Raw genomic sequence first — 20,152 nt, 5'->3', positions numbered from 1 at the left:
TCCCTCACTTCGAATAAAAATCAATAATTTTTTCAACAACATAGTCCTGATCTTCCTGCTTTAACTCTGGATACATTGGCAAAGAAAGCGCTTCTTTTGCCGCTCTTTCTGTTTCCGGAAGGTCTCCTTCTTTATAACCCAGCTCCTCAAATACAGGCTGGATATGAAGAGGCATTAGATAATAAATCATCGTTGCAATCCCTTGCTCTTTTAAATAGCTCTGCAATTCATCACGGTTTGGGACACGCAATGTATATTGGTGAAATACATGATAATTCCCCTCTTTTTCAATCGGCGTTTGAAGAATATCACTTAATTTTTCATTTAGCCTTTTTGTATAATAAGAAGCCCTTTCACGACGGGCACTAGACCATTCATTTAAACGAGGAAACTTCACATTCAAAATGGCTGCTTGAAGCTCATCAAGGCGGCTATTATAGCCTAGCACATGATGATAATACTTCGGCTTACTTCCATGAACACGAATGACGCGCGCTTTTTCAGCAAGTTCTTCATCATTCGTTACAATCATTCCACCGTCACCATATGCACCTAAGTTTTTCGTTGGGAAGAAGCTATATGTAGCTGCTGTTCCAAGCTCCCCTACACTTTTACCGTTTTGCTTTGCACCAATGGCTTGCGCTGCATCCTCTATAACAATAAGATTATGTTTTTCAGCAATATCTCTGATAGTTTCCATATCCGCCATTTGGCCGTATAAATGAACTGGAATAATTGCCTTTGTTTTCTCTGTAATAACAGCTTCAATTTTTGAAGGATCAATGTTAAAGGTGATAGGGTCAATATCAACATAAACAGGCACCGCTCCAGCACGTGCAATTGCTCCGCCTGTTGCAAAGAAGGTAAATGCTGTTGTAATGACTTCATCACCAGCCTCTATCCCTCCTGCCTGTAGGGCAATATGAATCGCGTCACTGCCGTTTCCGACTCCAACTCCATAATTAACATTACTGTATTTTGCAACATCTTCTTCAAGCTTCTTTACGTTGCTTCCTAAAATAAATTGAGAAGAAGACATTACTTCATCAAGCTTAGTAATGACTTCTTCTCTCATTGATTGATATTGTTCTGATAAATCTAGCATTTGGATTTTCATAGTGAACCCCTTGCATTTTTATTTTTGTAATAACTCTTCATAAATAGCTATTAATTTTTTACTTTCTGTTTCCCAGTTATATTCCGTCTCTACCGCTTTGCGCCCATTTTTCCCCATTTCTTCAGCTTTTTCCGGATTCTTAATTAACCATTGGATTGCTTGGGCAATTTCTTTCGAGTCTAAGGGATCTACACAAAGACCACACTGATTTCTTTCGATAATTCCTTTCCATAAAGGAAAATCAGAAGCAATGACTGGTATGCCTGCTGCCATGTACTCAAACATCTTTACTGGAAGCGCATCTATATAGTTCAACATGGGATGCAGAACAACCATTCCAACCTTTGATTTTCTATATACCTCTTTTACTTCTTCACGACTTAAAAAACCTAACTCTTTTACTTTAGCCCAACCATTCATTTTCTGTACTATTTCTTTTTCTGCGGAATTTGCAAATTTTCCACCTAGTAACATATGAATGTTATCGGTTAGACTTAAAGACTCGACCATTTTATAAATACCACGCACAAATGTAATCCCACCAACATAACAAACAGCATTTTCTTTGTCTGTCCAAAGAGTACTTTCGTTTTTCAATTCTCCCAACAAAGGATAATTATTAACATCTTGAGCTTTGCATCCTAACTTTAGAAAACGATCTCTAATATGTGGAGTAGCAGCTAAAACTGTATCAAATTTCCTCGAAGCTTTGTTTTCAAACTGCTCAAATGATTTCGAGACAAGTTTACGGATATATGCTGGTAACCACTCTTTCGTTAAGATTTGTCTCGGCACATCTTCATGAGCATCATAGATTACTTTTTTTCCGATTTTTTTCAATTTCAAACCAACTGGGATAAGCTCTGGATCGTGAAAGTGATATATATCAGCATTTATCTCTAATCCCTTTTTCAAAACTTGATCAACCGTTTTTGTCATTCTCTTTAAGCGGTTACCTTTTTCTTTAATTACTCCATGCATATGAACTCCATCAATAATAGAAGCAACTACACCTGGCACAATAAAATGCACTTCATATCCTGCCTCTACTAAGGATCGGCACTCTTTAATAAAAATTCGTGTATCCGAATGCCCATGTACTGAGGTTAGGTGACAAACTTTCATAGACTAGTCCCTTCTTCCGCCTTTTAAAAACTAGTAATTAAAAGGTTTAATTATTCTACACTCTTTTTTTTTCTTCAGGAAAAATTTGCAAAACAAGAAAGGATATTATAATGCCCCCCGTCAGTAAACTTGTAAGTAATGCACCACTTAAAAGCTTAAAGAAAGGCATAAATGCCGTTATGATTATTAGTTCTATATTTACTTTAGTAGTTAAAGAATCAAAAAAGCTTAATACAACTCCTAATAGAATAGAAATGATTATAACTCCTAGGACACCGGCATTCATGTAAGCATCTGCCAAGTAGCCTACATTCACCCAAGCGTTTGGACTGTTATAATACACAGCTCCAATCAGGTTAGAGGTAGGTATTTGATAAGGATAGTCAATAAAATATTTCAAAATAGAATGAGAGAAATATACCTTCTCATTTCGACTGAAAAAATCAAAATAATAATAAAAGTTTTTCACTGATATGAATATTGCCCTTCTAATAAATAATGTTGCTAACAAGTGTTCACCAAATACTTTGTAAATTATCAGAGCGAATGCTATAACGCTATTTAATCCTATTAAAATACCTAGTAACAAATTCTTTTTTTTCACAAGAATAGCAACACCTATGACAACGATCGGCCCAAAAAAATAAGATTTGTGACCAGTATAAAGAAATAATAAAAACTGAAGAACAATTCCTACCAATATTAATTTTTTATTTGATTTTAATAAACCGTAACCAATTAAAAATGGGTTAAAAACTGTAGATTGCCAATTTACAAAATACGGAAAGAACAGTGGTCCATAATTTACACTTTCTCTCACCTCGTAAACATTAGCAAAGTTTAAAGCTGTTAAAGATGGAAAACCATTAAAGACAGCTATAGCTCCATACGTTAATAGACTCGCTCCTCCAATGGCTATCCATAGAGCATACTTACTACCTTTCAAACTTTTAATACTCACTTTTTTCTGTCTTGTCGAAAGCAAGGTAATTGTAAATCCCCCGATAACTAAAAAGAAAGAAGTTGTCGCTTGGTTTTCCAATCCATATAATGATGAAAATGGAATAATTATTATTAAAAAAAGCATATTCATAATCGAAATGGAAAACTTTGAGGATTCCTTTATAAATAAAAACATTATCAAAATGATTATAAGAAATGAAAGGAAGTATTTATACCAATTCAATTCTAATACAAATCCCTGATATATAAAATTCGGATGAACGTATAATAAATAACCAACATCTAAAAGAAGCCTATACAAAATGATTAATAAATATGTTAAAAGTTTTTTTATTTGCATTTATCTGCCTTTTTCATTGTATTAATTATATTTTTATAAACTACTCTATAACTCTTCCACTGTTCAATATGGAAACTGGAATTATGCCACAAACAGACAAAATTCCCTCTATATTTTTTTGTTATTCGCAATAAGTGTAGAATTCTTTTTTCCATATGTTCAGGTGAATAATTTTGGTATCCCAAAAGTGTTCCTTCCATTACAATAAGTGGATACTCCTTTAAATTTAATTTTTCCCTACTTATAAAATCAAATACTGAAAACTCATAACAAGTCCCACAACGAAAGCCCTCACGATCTGCATAACCTAATGTGCAATCCATTTCCATTCCATTATCGTTCCAAATATTCCATGTGACCGGTGCTTCAAAACGTAAGTAGTGCTGTCTTCCTTCTTTCACTACAACACCAGCCGTTCCTTCCAAGATTTCCTTCTCTTTTTTCCACTGTAATGGATCATTATAAGCACCAAAGCTCGGATGGAAACCAACCACGTGTCCTCTCTCTGTTACTTTTCGAATAATCTCCGTTGACGCTGTTTCATCAATCCGGTAATTATTGTCAAATTCTGTAACACCACCGCTCATGAAGTAAAAACGGGATTGTATATTAGCTGCTTCTGACAGATTCATAATATAATCGAACGTATCATATGGATCTTTTTGCTTTCCAAGTTTAACTTGAATTACATTGACTAAGTTTCTTAAAAATAAGGAAGGATTTCTTCTTTTTATCAAATCCGCTCCTAAAACTTGAATTGTTCGTTTTATACCTTTCCAATAGGAAATATGATCTACATCGTGAGTAAGAATAAATTCCAATTTCCGTTCTTTCCGCTTTTGCTCCAGCCCTAAATGAAGAAGCATACTCCAGAGCATTTCAACGTACTCATTCACAACTGGTCGGTCAAGGAAGCCATTTTTATACGCAACACTTGCAGTAGCTGAAAACCTACTATGCAAATCACGCTCTTTATTTACATACTCTTCCCAGCGGGTAAGCATAAAAAATGAAGAAGCAAAAATATCGATTCCACATATAATTTTATCAGCCGTCACTTCAAAATTATTTGTTCCATACAAGACCGGCACATCGTCTTCCACAATAAATGGGTTAACAGTATATTTCACAGCCTGAGGAATGTTTTCAAATTTTAAATAATTACTATCTGCTTGATAACTAAAAAATGAATCCTTAATTATAATAGTACATTTATTTTTAAGAACAATTTTATAATCTTGCCCTTCATATACACAGGTTTTATAAACCAAGCCTAAAAACTCTCCCAAAATAATATCAATAATATACTTCCGCTCATTCTGAAAATTAGTCGGATAATAAACAGAAATCATTTCATAACCTCTTTTATGCTATTACGAATTTTTAATAATTTTGAATTAGTTTTGGAAATATTGAAATACGGTTTTTGAACAGCACCAAAATTTCTGAAAGACTGCTCTACGTTTTCAATCATACTGCCTTCAAAATCAAATTTTTCAGTTTTGTTAGCTATATAGCTAATTATATTTTTGACTAACAAAGACGCTGAACCACTATTTCTATAATCAGGGTCTATTGTACTTATTAAATCGTAGGCACTATTTTCATCCCAGATTACTAAAAGAGCGCTATGTAAGTTGCCTTCTTCATCAATAGCATAGATAGTTTTCCCAGCATCATTTGCATAAACGGTATCATAAATTCTTTTAAAAAGGTCATAACTATAAGAAATTCTTAAGTTTTGTTTGGATAAAGTTAGTGTATGATTTTTATAAAATTCCTCAGCAGATAAATCAAAGAAAACACGTACAATTTTTTCAGCCTTTTTAATATCCTTCTTTTTTGCCTGACTGAAGTTTTTAAAGACTTCATCCAAATTGGATAGACCTTCTATTACATATGTATACTTTGTAGTTTGACTATATCCTCTCCAATAAAAAGGCAGCCAGTTAGTTATAGAGTAATGAAAGTTTTGAGAGAAATAATCTACTTTAGGAATATTATTGATAACTTCATTAAAAATTTCTTTTTCATACGATAACTTTCGAGTATACTTCTGATCTTTAGGATATTTAATCCATATACCAGCTGTTTGTGTTAATTGAGGCATAGTAATGTATTCTAAAAACATTTTTTTTCTTTTTACATATGGGAGACTGGCGACTATCTCGTCACCCTTTTCCACTAAAATAACATCCCAATTTCCTTCTCCAGCAACCGCATCCAGCCACCAGTCTTTCGAAAAAATAGGGATAGTTGTTTCGTCTTTGCAGAGATTACGGTATTTGTCTTTATCGTTCATTAAACTTCAACACCTTTTAAGTCTTTTTGCATTCTAATAACTATTCCTAATAAAGCAATCACCGTTACGGATTCTACAGGTTTAAAACCAGCCTTTTTTACACCTTTAATAGATGGTATATTTTTATTGTTTACACAAATCAACACAGTTTTATTTTGAAAATCTTTTGCAATTGTACTTATAACATATGGATACACACCTTTTCCCCTTGCAGCAGGTGCAGTTTCACAATAATGTATGTAAACTGCATTTCTATCTAATTTTCTCTTTACCAAGGGATGTAAGTTAATCAAAGATCCCTCTTCCACCACTACCCATGAACGATGAATGCATCGGTCGTCAAGATATCCTAAGTAGCCCACACCACCTTCCTTTAAAAACTTTTTAAATAGTATTAAATATTTTTTATTTTGAAAGTTTAAAATATCATTAATGTTATTAATATCTGCTTTCTTTAAAATGACTGGAGAATTAACTTCATTGGCTTGATCCATTTTGAAAAGAATGACTTTATCTAAAACAAAAAGTCTCCTAGCAAAAAACCTCACAAACTTTTTTATAAGATTCATAAAGACCTCTTTTGAATATTTTTTTCGCATAATCATTTACCATGTACGGCAAAATTGTAAGTCATAATACCGTTAATAATATACATTATGCTATAAGCTGAAGAAAATAAAATAATACTCATTTCAATTGAATTAAATACTGTATAGCCGATTACAAGTGCTCCTGTTGTCAATATAAACAATACTGATTGCCATAATAAATCTAGCTTTTGTTTTTCTAGTACCATGAACAAACTGCTTAGCGGGTTTGTTATAAACTGAAAGAAAAGCATCGGCATCATTAAACGAGTATATTCCCCTGCTACACGCCATTCATTGCCAAAAACAAAAGAAAATAGCCATGGGCTAATGATATAAAGGAGCGTGAAAGGGATAATAGCCAGTAAAAACAAACTGCCAAAAGTTCTTATATAGAGGTTCTTACAATTCCCCTTCTTTAATATATCTTCAGCCGCTTTTTGTCTAAAAACATCGGAAATAGCACTCCCAATAATAGTTAGAGGAAATCTTAATATTCGTTGTGTTAATGAAAAATACCCAACTGTAATAGAATTAAAAAAACTAGAAAACAGGATAGTTCCCAGGTTACTCGATGATATGTTAAGAGTATGAGAAAATGTTAAATACTTTGGAAAGTTAACATATCTTTTTGCTTGAATTATCATCTCTTTCTTAGAAACTTCTTTAATAAAAAAATCTTCTTTTTTAAAAAACTTTCTTATAATTAAACTAAGTGCGAAAAGTTGTCCGGCTATTGTTCCAAATATTAATCCTATCCCATTGCTAGCATAACCAAGAATAATATTTGCGGTTCCGATTCCTGCCTGTTGAATCACCTTATTAACAGACATATCTTTATACATTTTCCTTCTGTTAAACCAGTAATATATTATTTGATAAAAGCCTAACAATATTAAGGAAAATGGTATAAGGTAAAGCCATATACCTAAATCATTAATTCCAAAAGCATTTGTCAGACGTTCTCCACCACTCAAAAAAATTAAGAAGAGAAAAGTGGATATACTTACATTAATAAAAGCTGCCAAGCCTGCAATATTAATAGCTTCTTTGTCTTTCTCTGGTATAATTATGGCTAATTCGTATCTGCCTGTCGAAAGAACAGATAAAATAGCTACTATGGCTGTATAAAGAGCAAAAACACCAAATTCTTCCGGCCCATATATTCTAGTCAAGATAGGGGCTATGGCAATCGGCAAAATTTGCGCAATCGTCGTTCCTGTAAACAATGTTAAGACGTTCTTACTAAATTCACTTTGAAATAGTTTTTTTAACATACATATCTTCTTTCAAACATCATAATTTGTAATAAACATTTTGATCAAAGCAGCTTAATTCTGTGTTTCTCGTGTCTAGTATCACCGCTGAATTTTCACTGATCATGTCATAGTCAAACCCGCTATGGTTCGTGGTGATGATTATTAAATCTGCCTGTTTAATTAATTCCACTTTCAATTCTTTTGTTCTATATGTTTCCCCATTCAATCTAAACTCTTTCACATAAGGATCTGCTACTCTCCACTCCACTCCAAAATTTGTGAGCCTGCTTAAGATTGGCAGTACAGGTGATTCCCTGTAATCGTCGATGTCTTTTTTGTAAGCAACACCAAGTACGAGTATGTTTGATCCTTTTAGTGCCTTACCATGTTTATTCAAAATCTCCATACAACGCTGAACCACAAAATCTGGCATACTATCATTAATTTCTCCAGCCGTCTCAATTAACTTCGTATGGTAGTTATATTCACGTGCTTTCCATGTAAGGTACCAAGGGTCGATCGGAATACAGTGCCCGCCAAGTCCTGGTCCCGGATAAAATGGCATGAAGCCGTATGGTTTTGTTGCTGCCGCGTCAATAACTTCCCATACATCAATGCCCATCTTGTTACAAAGGATTGCCATTTCATTAGCTAGAGCAATATTAATGTTACGGAATGTATTTTCAAGAAGTTTTTCCATTTCTGCTACAGCTGGACTGGATACTTCGTGTACATCCCCATCTAGCACAGAGCGGTACATCGTTGCGGCTACCTTTGTACAAGTCGGTGTCATTCCACCAACTACTTTTGGTGTATTTTTTGTATTAAAATCTTTGTTTCCAGGATCTACTCGTTCAGGAGAGTAAGCTAAGAAAAAGTCTTCTCCGCAAACCATCCCTGTTTCTTCTAAAATTGGTTTGATCAACTCTTCTGTCGTGCCAGGATAAGTGGTGCTTTCAAGCACAACTAGTGTACCTGGTGTAAAGTTTTTTGCAATGGCTTTGGCGGAGCTTTCAACATACTGCATATTCGGCTGTTTATACACATCAAGCGGCGTAGGGACGCAAATAGCTAGAGCATCTACCTCTTTAATAAAGGAGTAATCCGCAGTGGCTGACAATCTGCCGCTATCTACTAAAGCTTCAAGATCTGCTGGAATGACGTCACCAATATAATTTTCTCCCTTGTTCACCTTCTGTACTTTTTCTTCCTGCACATCAAACCCAATGACGTTATAGCCTGCTTTTGCCTTTTCTACAGCAAGCGGGAGTCCTACATAACCAAGACCCACCACGCCGATTGTCGCTGTCTTCGTTTCCAGCTTATGTATCAGCTGTTCAGCTATATTGTTTATTTTTACTTTTATCGACATGCATAGTCCCCCTCTTTTAACTCGATTGGTTGATTCAATTCAGCAGATTCATAAAAAGCTAGAACAAGCTCAAGTGCTCGCTTGCCATCTTCACCTGTTACTGCTGGATTGCGTTCTTCTTTAATTGCTTCAATCATGTCACTGACAATATGCTGATGCCCCGGTGTTCCCCAAGGATCTGACTTAACTTTTTCTTTTAATGCTTGTGCTTCTGTTTCAGTCATGCCTTCAATCTGTAAATGTTCAAAGTAAAGAGCGTTTGCTCCACCGATCTTAATCGTTCCTTTTTCACCGAAAATAGTAATGGATTCCTCATAATTACGCGGATAAACCGTAGTAGCTGCTTGCACTGTACCAAGCGCACCTGATTTAAATCGGATCACCCCAGTTGATACATCTTCTGCTTCAATATTTCGTAGGCGTGTCGCTTCCATACTGAAAACTTGTTCCGCCTGTCCCATGAACCATAGAAGTAAATCTAAATTATGAATTGCCTGGTTCATAAGAACACCACCATCATATTGCTTCGTTCCACGCCAAGGGGCCTGATCATAGTATTCTTGGTTCCTATTCCAGTTAACAATACAGCTTGCATGACTAATTTTCCCTAATAGTCCTTTGTCTAATATATTTCGCAGTTCCTGTACAACTGGCCGGAAGCGATTAGGATGAACAACAGCCAACTTTACTTTATTTTCATGACAAGCTTTAATGATTCGATCAGTTTCTGCTAATGTCATTGCAATTGGTTTTTCTAATATAATATGTTTTTTTGCTTTAGCTGCTGCCTCTGCTAATGGTGCATGCAGGCCGCTTGGCGTACAAATACATACAACATCAAGCTGCTCGTCTTCCAATAAATCAGTCATTTCTGTGTAGGGTGTTGCTCCATATGTTTCTGTATAGTACTTCATTGCTGCTGTTACTTTATCACATACAGCAATCAGTTTAGCTTCCTCTATGTTTTCTATAGCTTGGGCATGCTTTTTTGCAATAAAGCCACATCCCACAATTGCAAAGTTCATTATCAGATTCCCTCTTTCTCTATAAGTGGCTTACGGCCTCTCTCATTACTCTCTGCAGTCCACACTTTACATTTGCAATCTCCACCAACTGCTCCTTCATCACTGCATTGCTTTTTTCAATTAACCCATCTACAAACTCCCAAAGCACCTCACCTTCCACCTGTGCAGCCTTTCCAACATGAATCTTCGGAAACACTTGCTCGGGATGGACTTCATTTTCATTTAATAACTCTTCAAACATTTTCTCCCCTGGTCGGATGCCGGAGAATTCGATGCCGATTTCTTCTATTGTATAGCCTGATAAGGTAATCAAGTTTTTAGCGAGATCCACAATCTTGACCGGCTCTCCCATATCAAGCACAAAGATCTCCCCTCCCTTGGCGAGTGCCCCTGCCTGTATCACAAGCCGGGATGCTTCCGGAATCGTCATGAAGTATCTTGTCATGTCAGGATGGGTAACGGTCACAGGGCCGCCTACTTGGATTTGTTTCTTGAATAATGGGATGACGCTGCCGCGTGAGCCTAAGACATTGCCGAACCGGACGGCGACGAAGTTCGTATCGCTTTCTTTATCCAACTGTTGGATGACCATTTCTGCTACTCGCTTCGTGGCCCCCATGACGTTTGTCGGGTTGACGGCTTTGTCTGATGACACGAGTACAAACTTAACCACGCCAGCCGCAATCGCCGCTTCTGCCACATTCTTTGTACCGAAGATGTTATTTTTGACGGCTTCTTTCGGATTATATTCCATAAGCGGTACATGCTTATGTGCCGCTGCGTGATAGACAACGGTCGGTTCGTGTTCCAGCATCACGTTGAACATGCGCTCACGATCTTGAATGTCCCCAATGATCGGAACGATTTCAATCATGTCTTTGTATCTGTTACGCAGTTCCATGTCGATTTGATAAATGCTGTTTTCCCCATGTCCGACCAACACAATTTTAGCCGGCTGAAAAGTGCCCACCTGGCGGCAAATTTCAGAACCGATCGAACCGCCTGCGCCTGTCACTAATACCGTGTGTCCCGTGACATATTCAGAGATGCTTTGAATGTCCAATTTTACCGGTTCACGGCCAAGCAAGTCCTCTACCTGTACTTCACGGAATTGATTAACCGATACACGGCCCGTCATCACATCTTCAATGAGCGGCATGATTTGGATCTTCGCCTCGGTTTTGGCACAATGTTCGTAAATATGCTGAATCTCTTGTCTTTTCAGCGAAGGAATGGCAATGATAATATTGTCAATTTTTTTCTCCGTCACGATTCTTGGAATGTCGGCCGTTTTTCCCGCTACTGTCACACCGTGTATTTGCAATTTCTGCTTTTTTTCCTCATCGTCCACGAATGCAACCGGCTGGAGTTCCACATCATGATTCAGCAGTTGCCGAACAACCATTGAACCGCCAGAGCCAGCTCCCACGATCAGCGTGCGTTTTTTCTCCTTGCATTCTGTAATGAAACGATCACGGAACATCCGCCAAGAAAAGCGGGAGCCGCCAATCAGCAAAATATGTAGCATCCATGTTAGAAAGAGAACGCGCACATAAATGTCACCGAAAGCGATCAACTGAACAACAGCTGTCGCAGCAATGGTAAAGGTGACCGCTTTGACAATCGCCACGAGTTCACGGACGCTGGCATATTCCCATGCCTTGATGTACAGCTTATAGATCGCAGCAAACAAATGGTGACTGACTAAAAGTGAAAGAGAGCTAATCACCAGTGTGCCGGCACTGTAAATATTCATATACGGATGTAAAATAAAGTAGCCAATATAAATCGAAAACAGGACAATAGCCGAATCAAGGCCGATTAAAAATGATAACCTCTTTCGATAAGTCAACTGTATCCCCTCCCCTTCTTTTCTCATGATGTTTAACTAACTGGAGTAATAGAAAAACAGTTAATAAAAAACCGTTTACTCGATCGGTTCTTTATTAACTGTTTTTAATACTTTCTTGTAACAGTAGTATAAAAATGGGCATTTAACCCGCCCTCACACCGTACTACTGACGACCTGCGTCTAAGGTATGAGACTTTATTCCTACCCACAGTACAGTCGAGTGCCTCCATTGATAACGGTTAGGAGACATTACCGGATCATTACACAAGTTCTTTTTTGTTACTTTAAGGGAATAATTATCCAATAAGAAATTAAAAAAGATTGGCATCTAAAAGATGCCTAAAAATTTCTTTTTCTTACGGATACGGCTTGGTACTTCTTTATATAGATTATTACCATTTAAAATCAATTCTGCATTTTCCTTAAAATAATAAACAAAGTCTATACCCAGTTTTTCCTCCATGCGACGATAGGCTTCTGAGAGATAGAAAGAACGATTGTTTGTGTTATGGGCATCAGAAGCAATCAAATGGGTCAAATTAGCTTCAACAAGCTGTTCTGTAAAAGCCTGTATCTTTTTCCCAAACCGGCCAACGTAGGAGGCTGCGGTAATTTGTGTAGCCGCTCCATTCTTGACAAGTGAGTAAAGCTTATCAGACTGCTCTATCAACTCTTGGTTACGCTCCGGATGAACAATGATCGGCTGTAAGCCTCTCATTTGAATATCAAACAGCAATTGTTCAGAATACTGGGGAACGTAACCGGATGGGAATTCAATAAACAGATAAGACGATTCCCCTCCAAGAGTTAGCAACTCGTCTTTTTCATAATCTTCTAATATCTCTCCGTAAATACGAATCTCCTGGCCTGGTAATATATCAACGTTAACTCCTGCTTGTTTCAATTCTTCGTTTAATGAAGCAACGCTCGTTAAGATCGTTTGCTTTTCGTTCTCATACGAACCGTTTTTATGATGAGGAGTCGCCACAATTGATGTAATGCCTTGGGCTTCTGCTTCTTTAGCCATGGCAATGCTTGCTGTTAAGGTAGGCGCTCCATCATCTAGTTCAGGCAGTATATGACAGTGCAGATCAATCATGCGCTCATCTCCTTTTCCAATTAATGAACCTTGATGAAAGGTACATGATTAATCTTACTACGGTAATGTCTATTTACCCACAAAATTCCTTCGACACTTTCTCCTAGTCATTTGGTACCATAATAATAATAATAACTTGACTCTTTCAATTTACGATTGTTTAGAACGACACCAAGTAATTTTGCCTTGGCAGATTCTAATAATTCCTTAGCCTTTGACGCCCCATCAATTTCTGTTTTGCCGCTATTAATGACCAAAACCGTGCCATCACATTGGTTAGCTAAGACCTGTGCATCAGTCACAGCCAGAACAGGAGGCGTGTCAAAAATCACCACATCATATTGATCGTAAGCTTCTTGCACCAGCTCAGCCATGGCCTTTGAGCCAAGCAATTCTGCCGGATTAGGCGGAATTGGACCTGAGCTGAGCAAGTCTAGGCCATCTACGTCTGTTTCAAACACAGCCGCTTCCAGTACTTTTTGCTTGGCAAGTACATTCGTTAAACCGATAGTATTTGAAGTATTAAACGTATATTGCATCGTCGGCTTACGCATATCTGCATCCACGAGCAGCACTTTTTTTCCTTGTTGGGCGAATACAATTGCCAGGTTAGCTGTTGTCGTCGACTTTCCCTCTCCTGGACCAGCAGATGTGACCATTAAAGAGCGAATCTCTTGATCAACAGAAGAAAACAAAATATTTGTTCGAATCGTACGATATTGCTCAGAAATTGGCGATTTTGGGTCAGTTTTGGCGATAAGTTTTCGCTGGGCCTGACCTGGCGCTTCTTTTTTCTTGTTTTTCTTAAGAGCCAATGGTTTCACCTCTTACAGCCACTTTTTTCTGTGTAGCTTTTCTGTCTTTCCCTTTGCTTTCAGCTTCAATGCTCGTCACACTGCCAAGCACCGGAAGTTCGAGCAGCTTTTCCACATCTTGTTCTGATTTAACGGTGTTATCTAAGTATTCCAGCAAGAACGCCAGACCGACACTAGCCATCAAACCAACGACAAGCGCAATGGCAATGTTAAGAAGCGGCTGTGGCTTAATAGGAGCCATGCCTTCTTTTACTTCGGCTGGTGCTAAGATGCTAACGTTGTCTACATTCATAATTTTTACAATTTCCGCTTGAAACACTCGTGCTGTTTCGTTGGCAATATCGGCAGCAATTGTCGGATCTTCATCTTGAACAGAGATGTTCACAACCTGGGAATCCTTTTCGTTCTGGACCGTAATTTTCTCGTTAATTTGGGAGGCAGTCAGATCAAGATCTAAGTTCTGAATAACTTTGTCAAGGATCGCCGGACTTTTGATAATGACATTATATGTGTTAATCAGCTGCAAGTTTGTCTGAACTTCGGCCGGATTATACAGCTGCTGCTCCGACTTCGCCTGGTTAACTAGTAACTGAGTGGATGTCTGATAAATGGGAGTCAGGAAAAAATAACTCACGATACCGCTGATTAAGGCAGCTGTGAAAGTAATGAGCAGGATTAATTTCAATCTTTTTCGTAATGTTTCCACCAACTCGCGCAAGCTGATTGTTTCTTCCATACAGTCCTCCTGAATAATTAAAAATCATTTTGATAATCGAAATTATAACATATTAATTGGTATTTTTTTGTGATATTTTTATTATTATTTACCTTTTTTTTATTTTGTTGCCATTGTTGCCTTTTATTTCGACATTTTTACATATTTTTCATATAGAAAACCAGAGCAAATCGGCATCTGCTCTTTTAAATATACAGATACATTGTATTTGTCAGACTAGGAGACTAATTAAAAATATATATTTTTAATTAGTAAAATTCGCGCCTAAAAAATGATAGATTTACTTTTATGAACAATTTGAACAGAGCAGTGCTTCACACTGCTCTGTTCGTTTTTTGCTTATTTCAAATCATTAATCAAGTCAGCCTTAACGAGGAATTCGCCTAAAATTTTTGCCATTTGATCACGCTTTGTAAAAGCTTCTGGCTCAAATGTTCCAGCGCCGGTACCACCAACAATTCCTGCCTGATAGGCCACTAAAACATCTTCACGAGTAGCCGCACCAACTGTCTTTCCATCTTTAAAATCTGCCAGCTTCTTGTTTTTATCTAATTTAGCTGGATCAAAGTTAAGGAAATCTAATTTCAGCGCACGGCCTATCATCGCTGTTGCTTGGGCACGAGTAATATTAGCATTCGGCGTGAATGTGTTTTCTGATGTACCCGCAACGATACCGTACTTCACCGTTGCCATTAAGGCGCCATTCTTATTAAACCATTCATTGCCTTTTACATCTTTGAAACGACCATCATACTCAACTTCCGGAAGTCCCAGTGCACGTGCAAGCAATACAGCAAATTGAGCGCGTGTCATATACTTATTCGGGCTATAATGACCGTTTGTTTCACCCTCAATAATGTACTTAGAAGCAAGTGACTCAATGTACTTTTCAGCCCAGTTTGCCCCTTTATCGACATCAGGGAACGTAACGTCGCCTTCAACAACCGCATACTCAGAATTTCGTAATGACCGAACAACCGCTTTTGACTTACCATTCTCAGTAACAAACTTTGTTGGAACAGAACTGAATGTACCATCAGCATTCACACGAACACCTGTCGCGTGGCTTGCATTCACATTCACATCTAAACCAAAACCACGGTTGATAAATCTGTTGCCAAGGTTATGAACAACAACGGACTTTCCATTTCCAACTGCTTCGATAGTGAAATCAACAATTTGTGAAAGAACTTTTGCGCCCTTTGCTTGTACCGCTTTTGTTACCTCTGTCGCTCTAGCAGACGGCACAGGATTCACAGCTACCTTTAGCGCCAATTGGGAAACCGGTATACCTAGCTCTTTTGCCAGTGCTTCTGTGTCAATATTCGCTGGCTTCAACTCATAAGACACATTGCCGCTTTGAATAATAATCACCGCATTAGATGCTTTTGCTTCTAGTTTATCCACTAAACCAGCAGGGATCATAACAGAAACTTCTTTTCCTGCTTCCGCCTTTGGCATACTAATCACCACTTCATTTTTCTCTGTAGTGATCGCATCGACGATCTTATCAATCTGTGTATCTGGGATCTTACCAATTACTTCATTGCCAACCGTTTCTTCTACAGGTGTTATGATTACACCGCTATCACCTGGTTTAGGGTCAACTGGTGGTGTTACCGGTGGTGTTACTGGTGGTGTTACTGGTGGTGTTCCACCGCCGCCAGTACCGCCGCCACTATCAATTTTCTTAAGAGCGCTAATTAAAGCTTTTGTTGCTAAGAGGTCATTTCCATCAATGGCAACAACTATTTCCTTAACAGCATCGCGGGCAGTTTGGAGGTCTTTATTAACTAAATCAACAAATGTGTCTCCAATATTTCCTCCACTAGGATCTTCTGCTGTTAATAATGCAGTTAGTACAGCATTAGCATAGTTACCTGCTGTAGCATTATCAAAGGAAGAAGATTTAACCTTCGTTAAAAATGCCTGTTCTACATTACCGATGTAAGTTAAATATTGATTCATCGAAACCGATTTATTTTCTTTTTCAAATACAGCTTCTACTTTAGGGCTTTGGATTTGTGCGAACTCTTCAATCGCCGTTTTATCAATGTCTAACAAGTTCATCTTTGTAATAAACTCGATAGTTTCCATTGCCAACTCTTGAGCAGCAGGGTCTGCTTGGCTTGAGAAAATCTTACTCTTGTAAGCATCATAGTTTAACTTACTTGCTTTTGTCTGCGCAGCTAAGATTAACTCTTTTTGGGCAGGAGTTAGATTAGTCTTCGCTCCCTCCAGATAAGATACTAGATTATCTAAATTACTAAAGTTCTGTGCTGCCTCTACCTTCTCAGCATGAAAAAGAGAGCTCGTAGCTGCAAGCGGTGTGAAAGCTACCGTTGCAGCAATCATAGCTTTCATAGCTTTGTTGCTAAATGGATACTTCTTCAATTCTTTTCACCTCTTAAATTATTTTTTATGTACTTCCCTTGTCAAAAGTCCTATCCATATCATATAGCATAGTTTTTTGACAATCAATTATATTTGGAAACTTAGTAATATAATTCCACATATATTTTCTTTTTGTCAATTTTTTCTTCCATCTATTGCCTCTCATGGTATACTATTAAAAAACTAAAGATTGCGGAGGCTGGTAAGTTCATGAGGAAGTTTTTTAAAATCGCTTTAGTTACGTTGCTAGTATTGGCAGCCGGCACCGGAACTGCCGTCTATTACTTTATGAAAGTAAAGAAGTATGATGTCGCCGATAAAAAAGTCGATGAAATTATAGAAAAGCAATATAGTATACAATTACCTGACGGCACACCGCTCCCTGAAGGAGTTAAAAAAGATGCTAATGGCAATGTGCTGGTCAACGAAAAAGGGCATTATATTTTAACCGATGGGACGACAGTAGACCCTAAAAAGTGGCTGTCAGAATCAGACTCCAATCCACCTGGCAGCAAAGGAACAGCCAGTGCGAACACACTCCCTGCAGGTAAAAATAACGGCACAAGCGACGGAGGGAAAACAACGGCGGCCGGCACAGATGGAAAAACAAATGCTACTTCCCCGAATGGTACCCAAAGCAATAATCCGAAAGCTCCACCTGTTTCATCAGCCGCACCAAGTCAAAAAGCCACTGTTGATACAATCAAAAAGCGTTATGCCCCTTCTTTCAGCAGCTTACAAGGCCAAGCGGAGGGTCAGCTAGGATCGCTAATCAGCCAAGCGAAAAGTGAATATGCCCAGAAAAAAGCTAATGGCGAGGCAATTAACCCGGCTTACTTCTATCAGAAATATACGGGAGCAGCGAGTGCTGTCGAAGCGAAGACCGATGCTGCCTTTAATACGCTTTATGACTCACTTGTCAGTGAATTAAAGAAAAATAATTATAGTTCCTCCCATGCCAAAGCTTTTAAAGATAGCTATGAGAGTGCGAAAGAAAGCCGTAAAAAAGCTTTGTTGAGCAAAGCAACAGGCGGATGATAAAAAAGGCAAAGAGCTTCTAGTCAGCTCTTTGCCTTTTTGCCGTTTATATTTTACTTTTGACACCTTCCTACTCTATTGCCCTAGATGCATCAATAAACGTTCCAGTTGCTATTTTCTCTGAACCGAATGTCATCGGCTTTCCGGTCTTTCTCAACGTGTCAATGATCTGAATAGGGGTAAGATTTCCGTTTACTCCCATCATTAAGGCTGCCACACCTGAGACATGCGGAGTAGCCATGGACGTTCCATCAAAGTATTCATAGTCGTTATAGTGCATGACTCTGTCTGGATAGGCTAAATTGATCTTTGTGACAGCCGGATTGTTAGAGGCATAAAAATCAGCGTATTCAATCGGCTTTACATCGTACTTGCTGAGGCCGTAAGCTGTGCCGCTATTTCCTGTTACATCGGCCGCCGTTGATTCCCCTATCCAATTAATCCCCAGTTTAGTTTTGACAAGACTGCTATTTTCGCTTCCCCAAATAGCATCCCGGCCGGAAAGAAGCAATTTACCGCCGCTATTTAAATAGGACTCTAAAGCATAACGATCGTTGGCTGTTAAAGCATAGGCATTGGAAGGACCGAATCCTTGCCCGGTAAACCAAATAACGGTGCGATACTGCTTCAGCGTGTTAGCGTCAGGCCCATTCGCTGCTTGATTAACAGTCCTTGTTGTATATGTGTAGCCGAGTGAAGTCAATAGCTCTCTATAAATAGATACATAGGATGGATACCCGGCATCTGATTCATCGTCGTCTACGAGTAAAATAGGAGATGTTTTGGAAGCTCCCAAATAGTTCAGCGATTTGGCAAACATCTCTTTTCGTTGACTTAGAGTTTCGATGTTTTCAAAGCCAAATCCATTTACGATCGCTTTATAACTGCCGTTTGACGCTTCTACAGATGCTCCATACCCAGGAATCGTTACAGGCGGTTTTTGAGGAACTGTACTTAAAATGGATACGCCAGGAGCCGTCACATCTACGCTCGTTTTTCCGTAATTTGAAAAACCGGCCAGCTTCCCTTGATTATCAATCGCTCCTACTGACAGGATATTATCGTTCGTGTAGCTGGCAGGAAAAGATGGAGTTTGGTCGTTATTATTGCTTTCATTTCCTGCTGCTGCCACAAATAGCATACCCGAATCAGCAATCACTTTAGCCAGCATATCCCCTTGGTATCCTCCATAACTTCCCCAGCTATTGTTAGAGATTTTCACACCTTGGCTTTTGGCATATTGAATGGCTTGAATAGCATCAAACGTACTTCCGCCTTCTGGACCGATAAATTTCAGTGGCATGATCTTCGCGTTAGGAGCAATTCCAGCTACGCCTTCCCCATTTTCCATTTCCGCAGCAATGGTTCCTGATACGTGAGTCCCGTGCTCATCCCCATCAACAGCATCATAGACCGTGTTATCACCGTTATAAAAATCCCAGCCATTCACATCATCTACAAATCCGTTTCCGTCATCATCTACATTCGGGGAGCCGTTCTTTTCTTTTTCATTTATCCATATTTTATTCTTTAAATCAGGGTGGTTAATATCTGTTCCTGTATCGATGACAGCGACAGTTGTTTGTTGAAGATTCATATTCGCAACTTTATTCCACGCTTCCGGCACATTCATATCCGTATCGGGCACTCCCATTTGACCTTGGATGGTCTGCCCGATATTGTGGAAGCCCCATAGATGATTGCTGTATGAGTCATTTGTAAAACCAGCAGGGTAGTACTTATAGTTAGGTTGTACTTGGACAACGTCCTCCTCGTTTGAAAGCTTTTCTATTACCTTATCCACTGATTCTTTTTTATGATTGAATTTTACGAGATGAATATTTTTGTTTTTTACCTTTTTATACTTTTTCAATCCATGTTTTTTTAGTGTCGGCTCCGTATCTGCTTCTTTCTTAAACTGGACAATCACTTCACCCTCTGCAGCTTTCTCTTTCAGCTTTTCTTTCCTCTTCAAATGACTGTTCTCAACGGTCAATTCGTTCTTGAGTGCTTTTTCCTGAGAGACCAACGGCTTCTCCTTCTTATCAGCTAATACATCAGAAACTGAAAACGACGAAAAAACAAGCAGCCCAGTTAGAGCTATTGAACATCCTTTTTTCATGATGCG

The 20,152-nt window shown here is 38.3% G+C and carries 16 protein-coding genes; 1 reads left to right on the top strand and 15 read right to left on the bottom strand.

Going from position 1 to position 20,152, the window contains the following annotated elements; genetic code table 11:
* Positions 1–4: 4 nt before the first annotated feature.
* The 14 genes from A8F95_RS09220 to A8F95_RS09155 all read right to left on the bottom strand — a co-directional run bounded on the left by A8F95_RS09220 (position 5) and on the right by A8F95_RS09155 (position 16,986).
* Positions 5–1,117 carry a DegT/DnrJ/EryC1/StrS family aminotransferase gene (locus tag A8F95_RS09220; protein WP_065410237.1) on the bottom strand — a complete coding sequence of 371 codons (1,113 nt, stop codon included), beginning with the start codon at positions 1,115–1,117 and terminating at the stop codon, positions 5–7.
* An 18-nt stretch (positions 1,118–1,135) separates the two neighbouring features.
* Positions 1,136–2,242 carry a glycosyltransferase family 4 protein gene (locus A8F95_RS09215; protein ID WP_065410236.1) on the bottom strand — a complete coding sequence of 369 codons (1,107 nt, stop codon included), beginning with the start codon at positions 2,240–2,242 and terminating at the stop codon, positions 1,136–1,138.
* Positions 2,243–2,297: 55 nt separating this feature from the next.
* Positions 2,298–3,335 (bottom strand): hypothetical protein, encoded by a 1,038-nt coding sequence (locus A8F95_RS09210; RefSeq protein WP_141676253.1) that lies wholly within the window; start codon positions 3,333–3,335, stop codon positions 2,298–2,300.
* A 200-nt stretch (positions 3,336–3,535) separates the two neighbouring features.
* A complete protein-coding gene (locus A8F95_RS09205; RefSeq protein WP_065410234.1) occupies positions 3,536–4,897 on the bottom strand; it encodes a polysaccharide deacetylase family protein in 1,362 nt (453 codons plus the stop codon).
* Positions 4,894–5,847, bottom strand: coding sequence for a methicillin resistance protein (locus tag A8F95_RS09200; protein WP_065410233.1), 954 nt, complete (start codon positions 5,845–5,847; stop codon positions 4,894–4,896). The genes A8F95_RS09205 and A8F95_RS09200 overlap by 4 nt, the downstream gene beginning before the upstream one ends.
* A complete protein-coding gene (locus A8F95_RS09195) occupies positions 5,847–6,416 on the bottom strand; it encodes a GNAT family N-acetyltransferase (RefSeq protein WP_065410232.1) in 570 nt (189 codons plus the stop codon). Before A8F95_RS09195 ends, A8F95_RS09200 begins: the two co-directional genes overlap by 1 nt.
* 32 nt (positions 6,417–6,448) lie before the next feature.
* Positions 6,449–7,711: a lipopolysaccharide biosynthesis protein gene (locus tag A8F95_RS09190; RefSeq protein WP_065410231.1), complete on the bottom strand. Its 1,263-nt coding sequence runs from the start codon at positions 7,709–7,711 to the stop codon at positions 6,449–6,451.
* A 19-nt stretch (positions 7,712–7,730) separates the two neighbouring features.
* Positions 7,731–9,065 carry a nucleotide sugar dehydrogenase gene (locus A8F95_RS09185; RefSeq protein ID WP_065410230.1) on the bottom strand — a complete coding sequence of 445 codons (1,335 nt, stop codon included), beginning with the start codon at positions 9,063–9,065 and terminating at the stop codon, positions 7,731–7,733.
* A complete protein-coding gene (locus tag A8F95_RS09180; protein ID WP_077247294.1) occupies positions 9,056–10,090 on the bottom strand; it encodes a Gfo/Idh/MocA family protein in 1,035 nt (344 codons plus the stop codon). Before A8F95_RS09180 ends, A8F95_RS09185 begins: the two co-directional genes overlap by 10 nt.
* Before the next feature lie 19 nt (positions 10,091–10,109).
* Entirely contained in the window at positions 10,110–11,942 is a 1,833-nt protein-coding gene (locus A8F95_RS09175; RefSeq protein WP_065410228.1) for a polysaccharide biosynthesis protein, read from the bottom strand.
* Positions 11,943–12,270: 328 nt separating this feature from the next.
* Positions 12,271–13,041 (bottom strand): tyrosine-protein phosphatase, encoded by a 771-nt coding sequence (locus A8F95_RS09170; RefSeq protein ID WP_065410227.1) that lies wholly within the window; start codon positions 13,039–13,041, stop codon positions 12,271–12,273.
* Positions 13,042–13,148: 107 nt separating this feature from the next.
* The gene (locus A8F95_RS09165; protein WP_065410226.1) at positions 13,149–13,856 is read right to left on the bottom strand and encodes a CpsD/CapB family tyrosine-protein kinase; all 708 of its coding nucleotides are present in this window, start codon (positions 13,854–13,856) and stop codon (positions 13,149–13,151) included.
* Positions 13,846–14,592: a YveK family protein gene (locus A8F95_RS09160; protein ID WP_065410225.1), complete on the bottom strand. Its 747-nt coding sequence runs from the start codon at positions 14,590–14,592 to the stop codon at positions 13,846–13,848. The genes A8F95_RS09165 and A8F95_RS09160 overlap by 11 nt, the downstream gene beginning before the upstream one ends.
* A gap of 339 nt (positions 14,593–14,931) precedes the next feature.
* A complete protein-coding gene (locus tag A8F95_RS09155; protein ID WP_065410224.1) occupies positions 14,932–16,986 on the bottom strand; it encodes an S-layer homology domain-containing protein in 2,055 nt (684 codons plus the stop codon).
* A 210-nt stretch (positions 16,987–17,196) separates the two neighbouring features.
* Here A8F95_RS09155 and A8F95_RS09150 point away from each other — a divergent pair, with 210 nt between their 5' ends.
* Entirely contained in the window at positions 17,197–18,024 is an 828-nt protein-coding gene (locus A8F95_RS09150) for a hypothetical protein (RefSeq protein WP_065410223.1), read from the top strand.
* Positions 18,025–18,094: 70 nt separating this feature from the next.
* On the opposite strand, the gene A8F95_RS09145 is transcribed toward A8F95_RS09150, so the two are convergent.
* Positions 18,095–20,146, bottom strand: a complete 2,052-nt coding sequence (locus A8F95_RS09145; RefSeq protein ID WP_065410222.1) for a S8 family serine peptidase — start codon at positions 20,144–20,146, stop codon at positions 18,095–18,097.
* Between the last annotated feature and the right edge of the window lie 6 nt (positions 20,147–20,152).

It is taken from the genome of Pseudobacillus wudalianchiensis (assembly GCF_001685015.1).
GTDB classification, from domain to species: Bacteria; Bacillota; Bacilli; order Bacillales; family Domibacillaceae; genus Pseudobacillus; species Pseudobacillus wudalianchiensis.
Note: the sequence above shows the minus strand (reverse complement) of the source record. Positions and strands in the feature narration are given on the sequence as shown.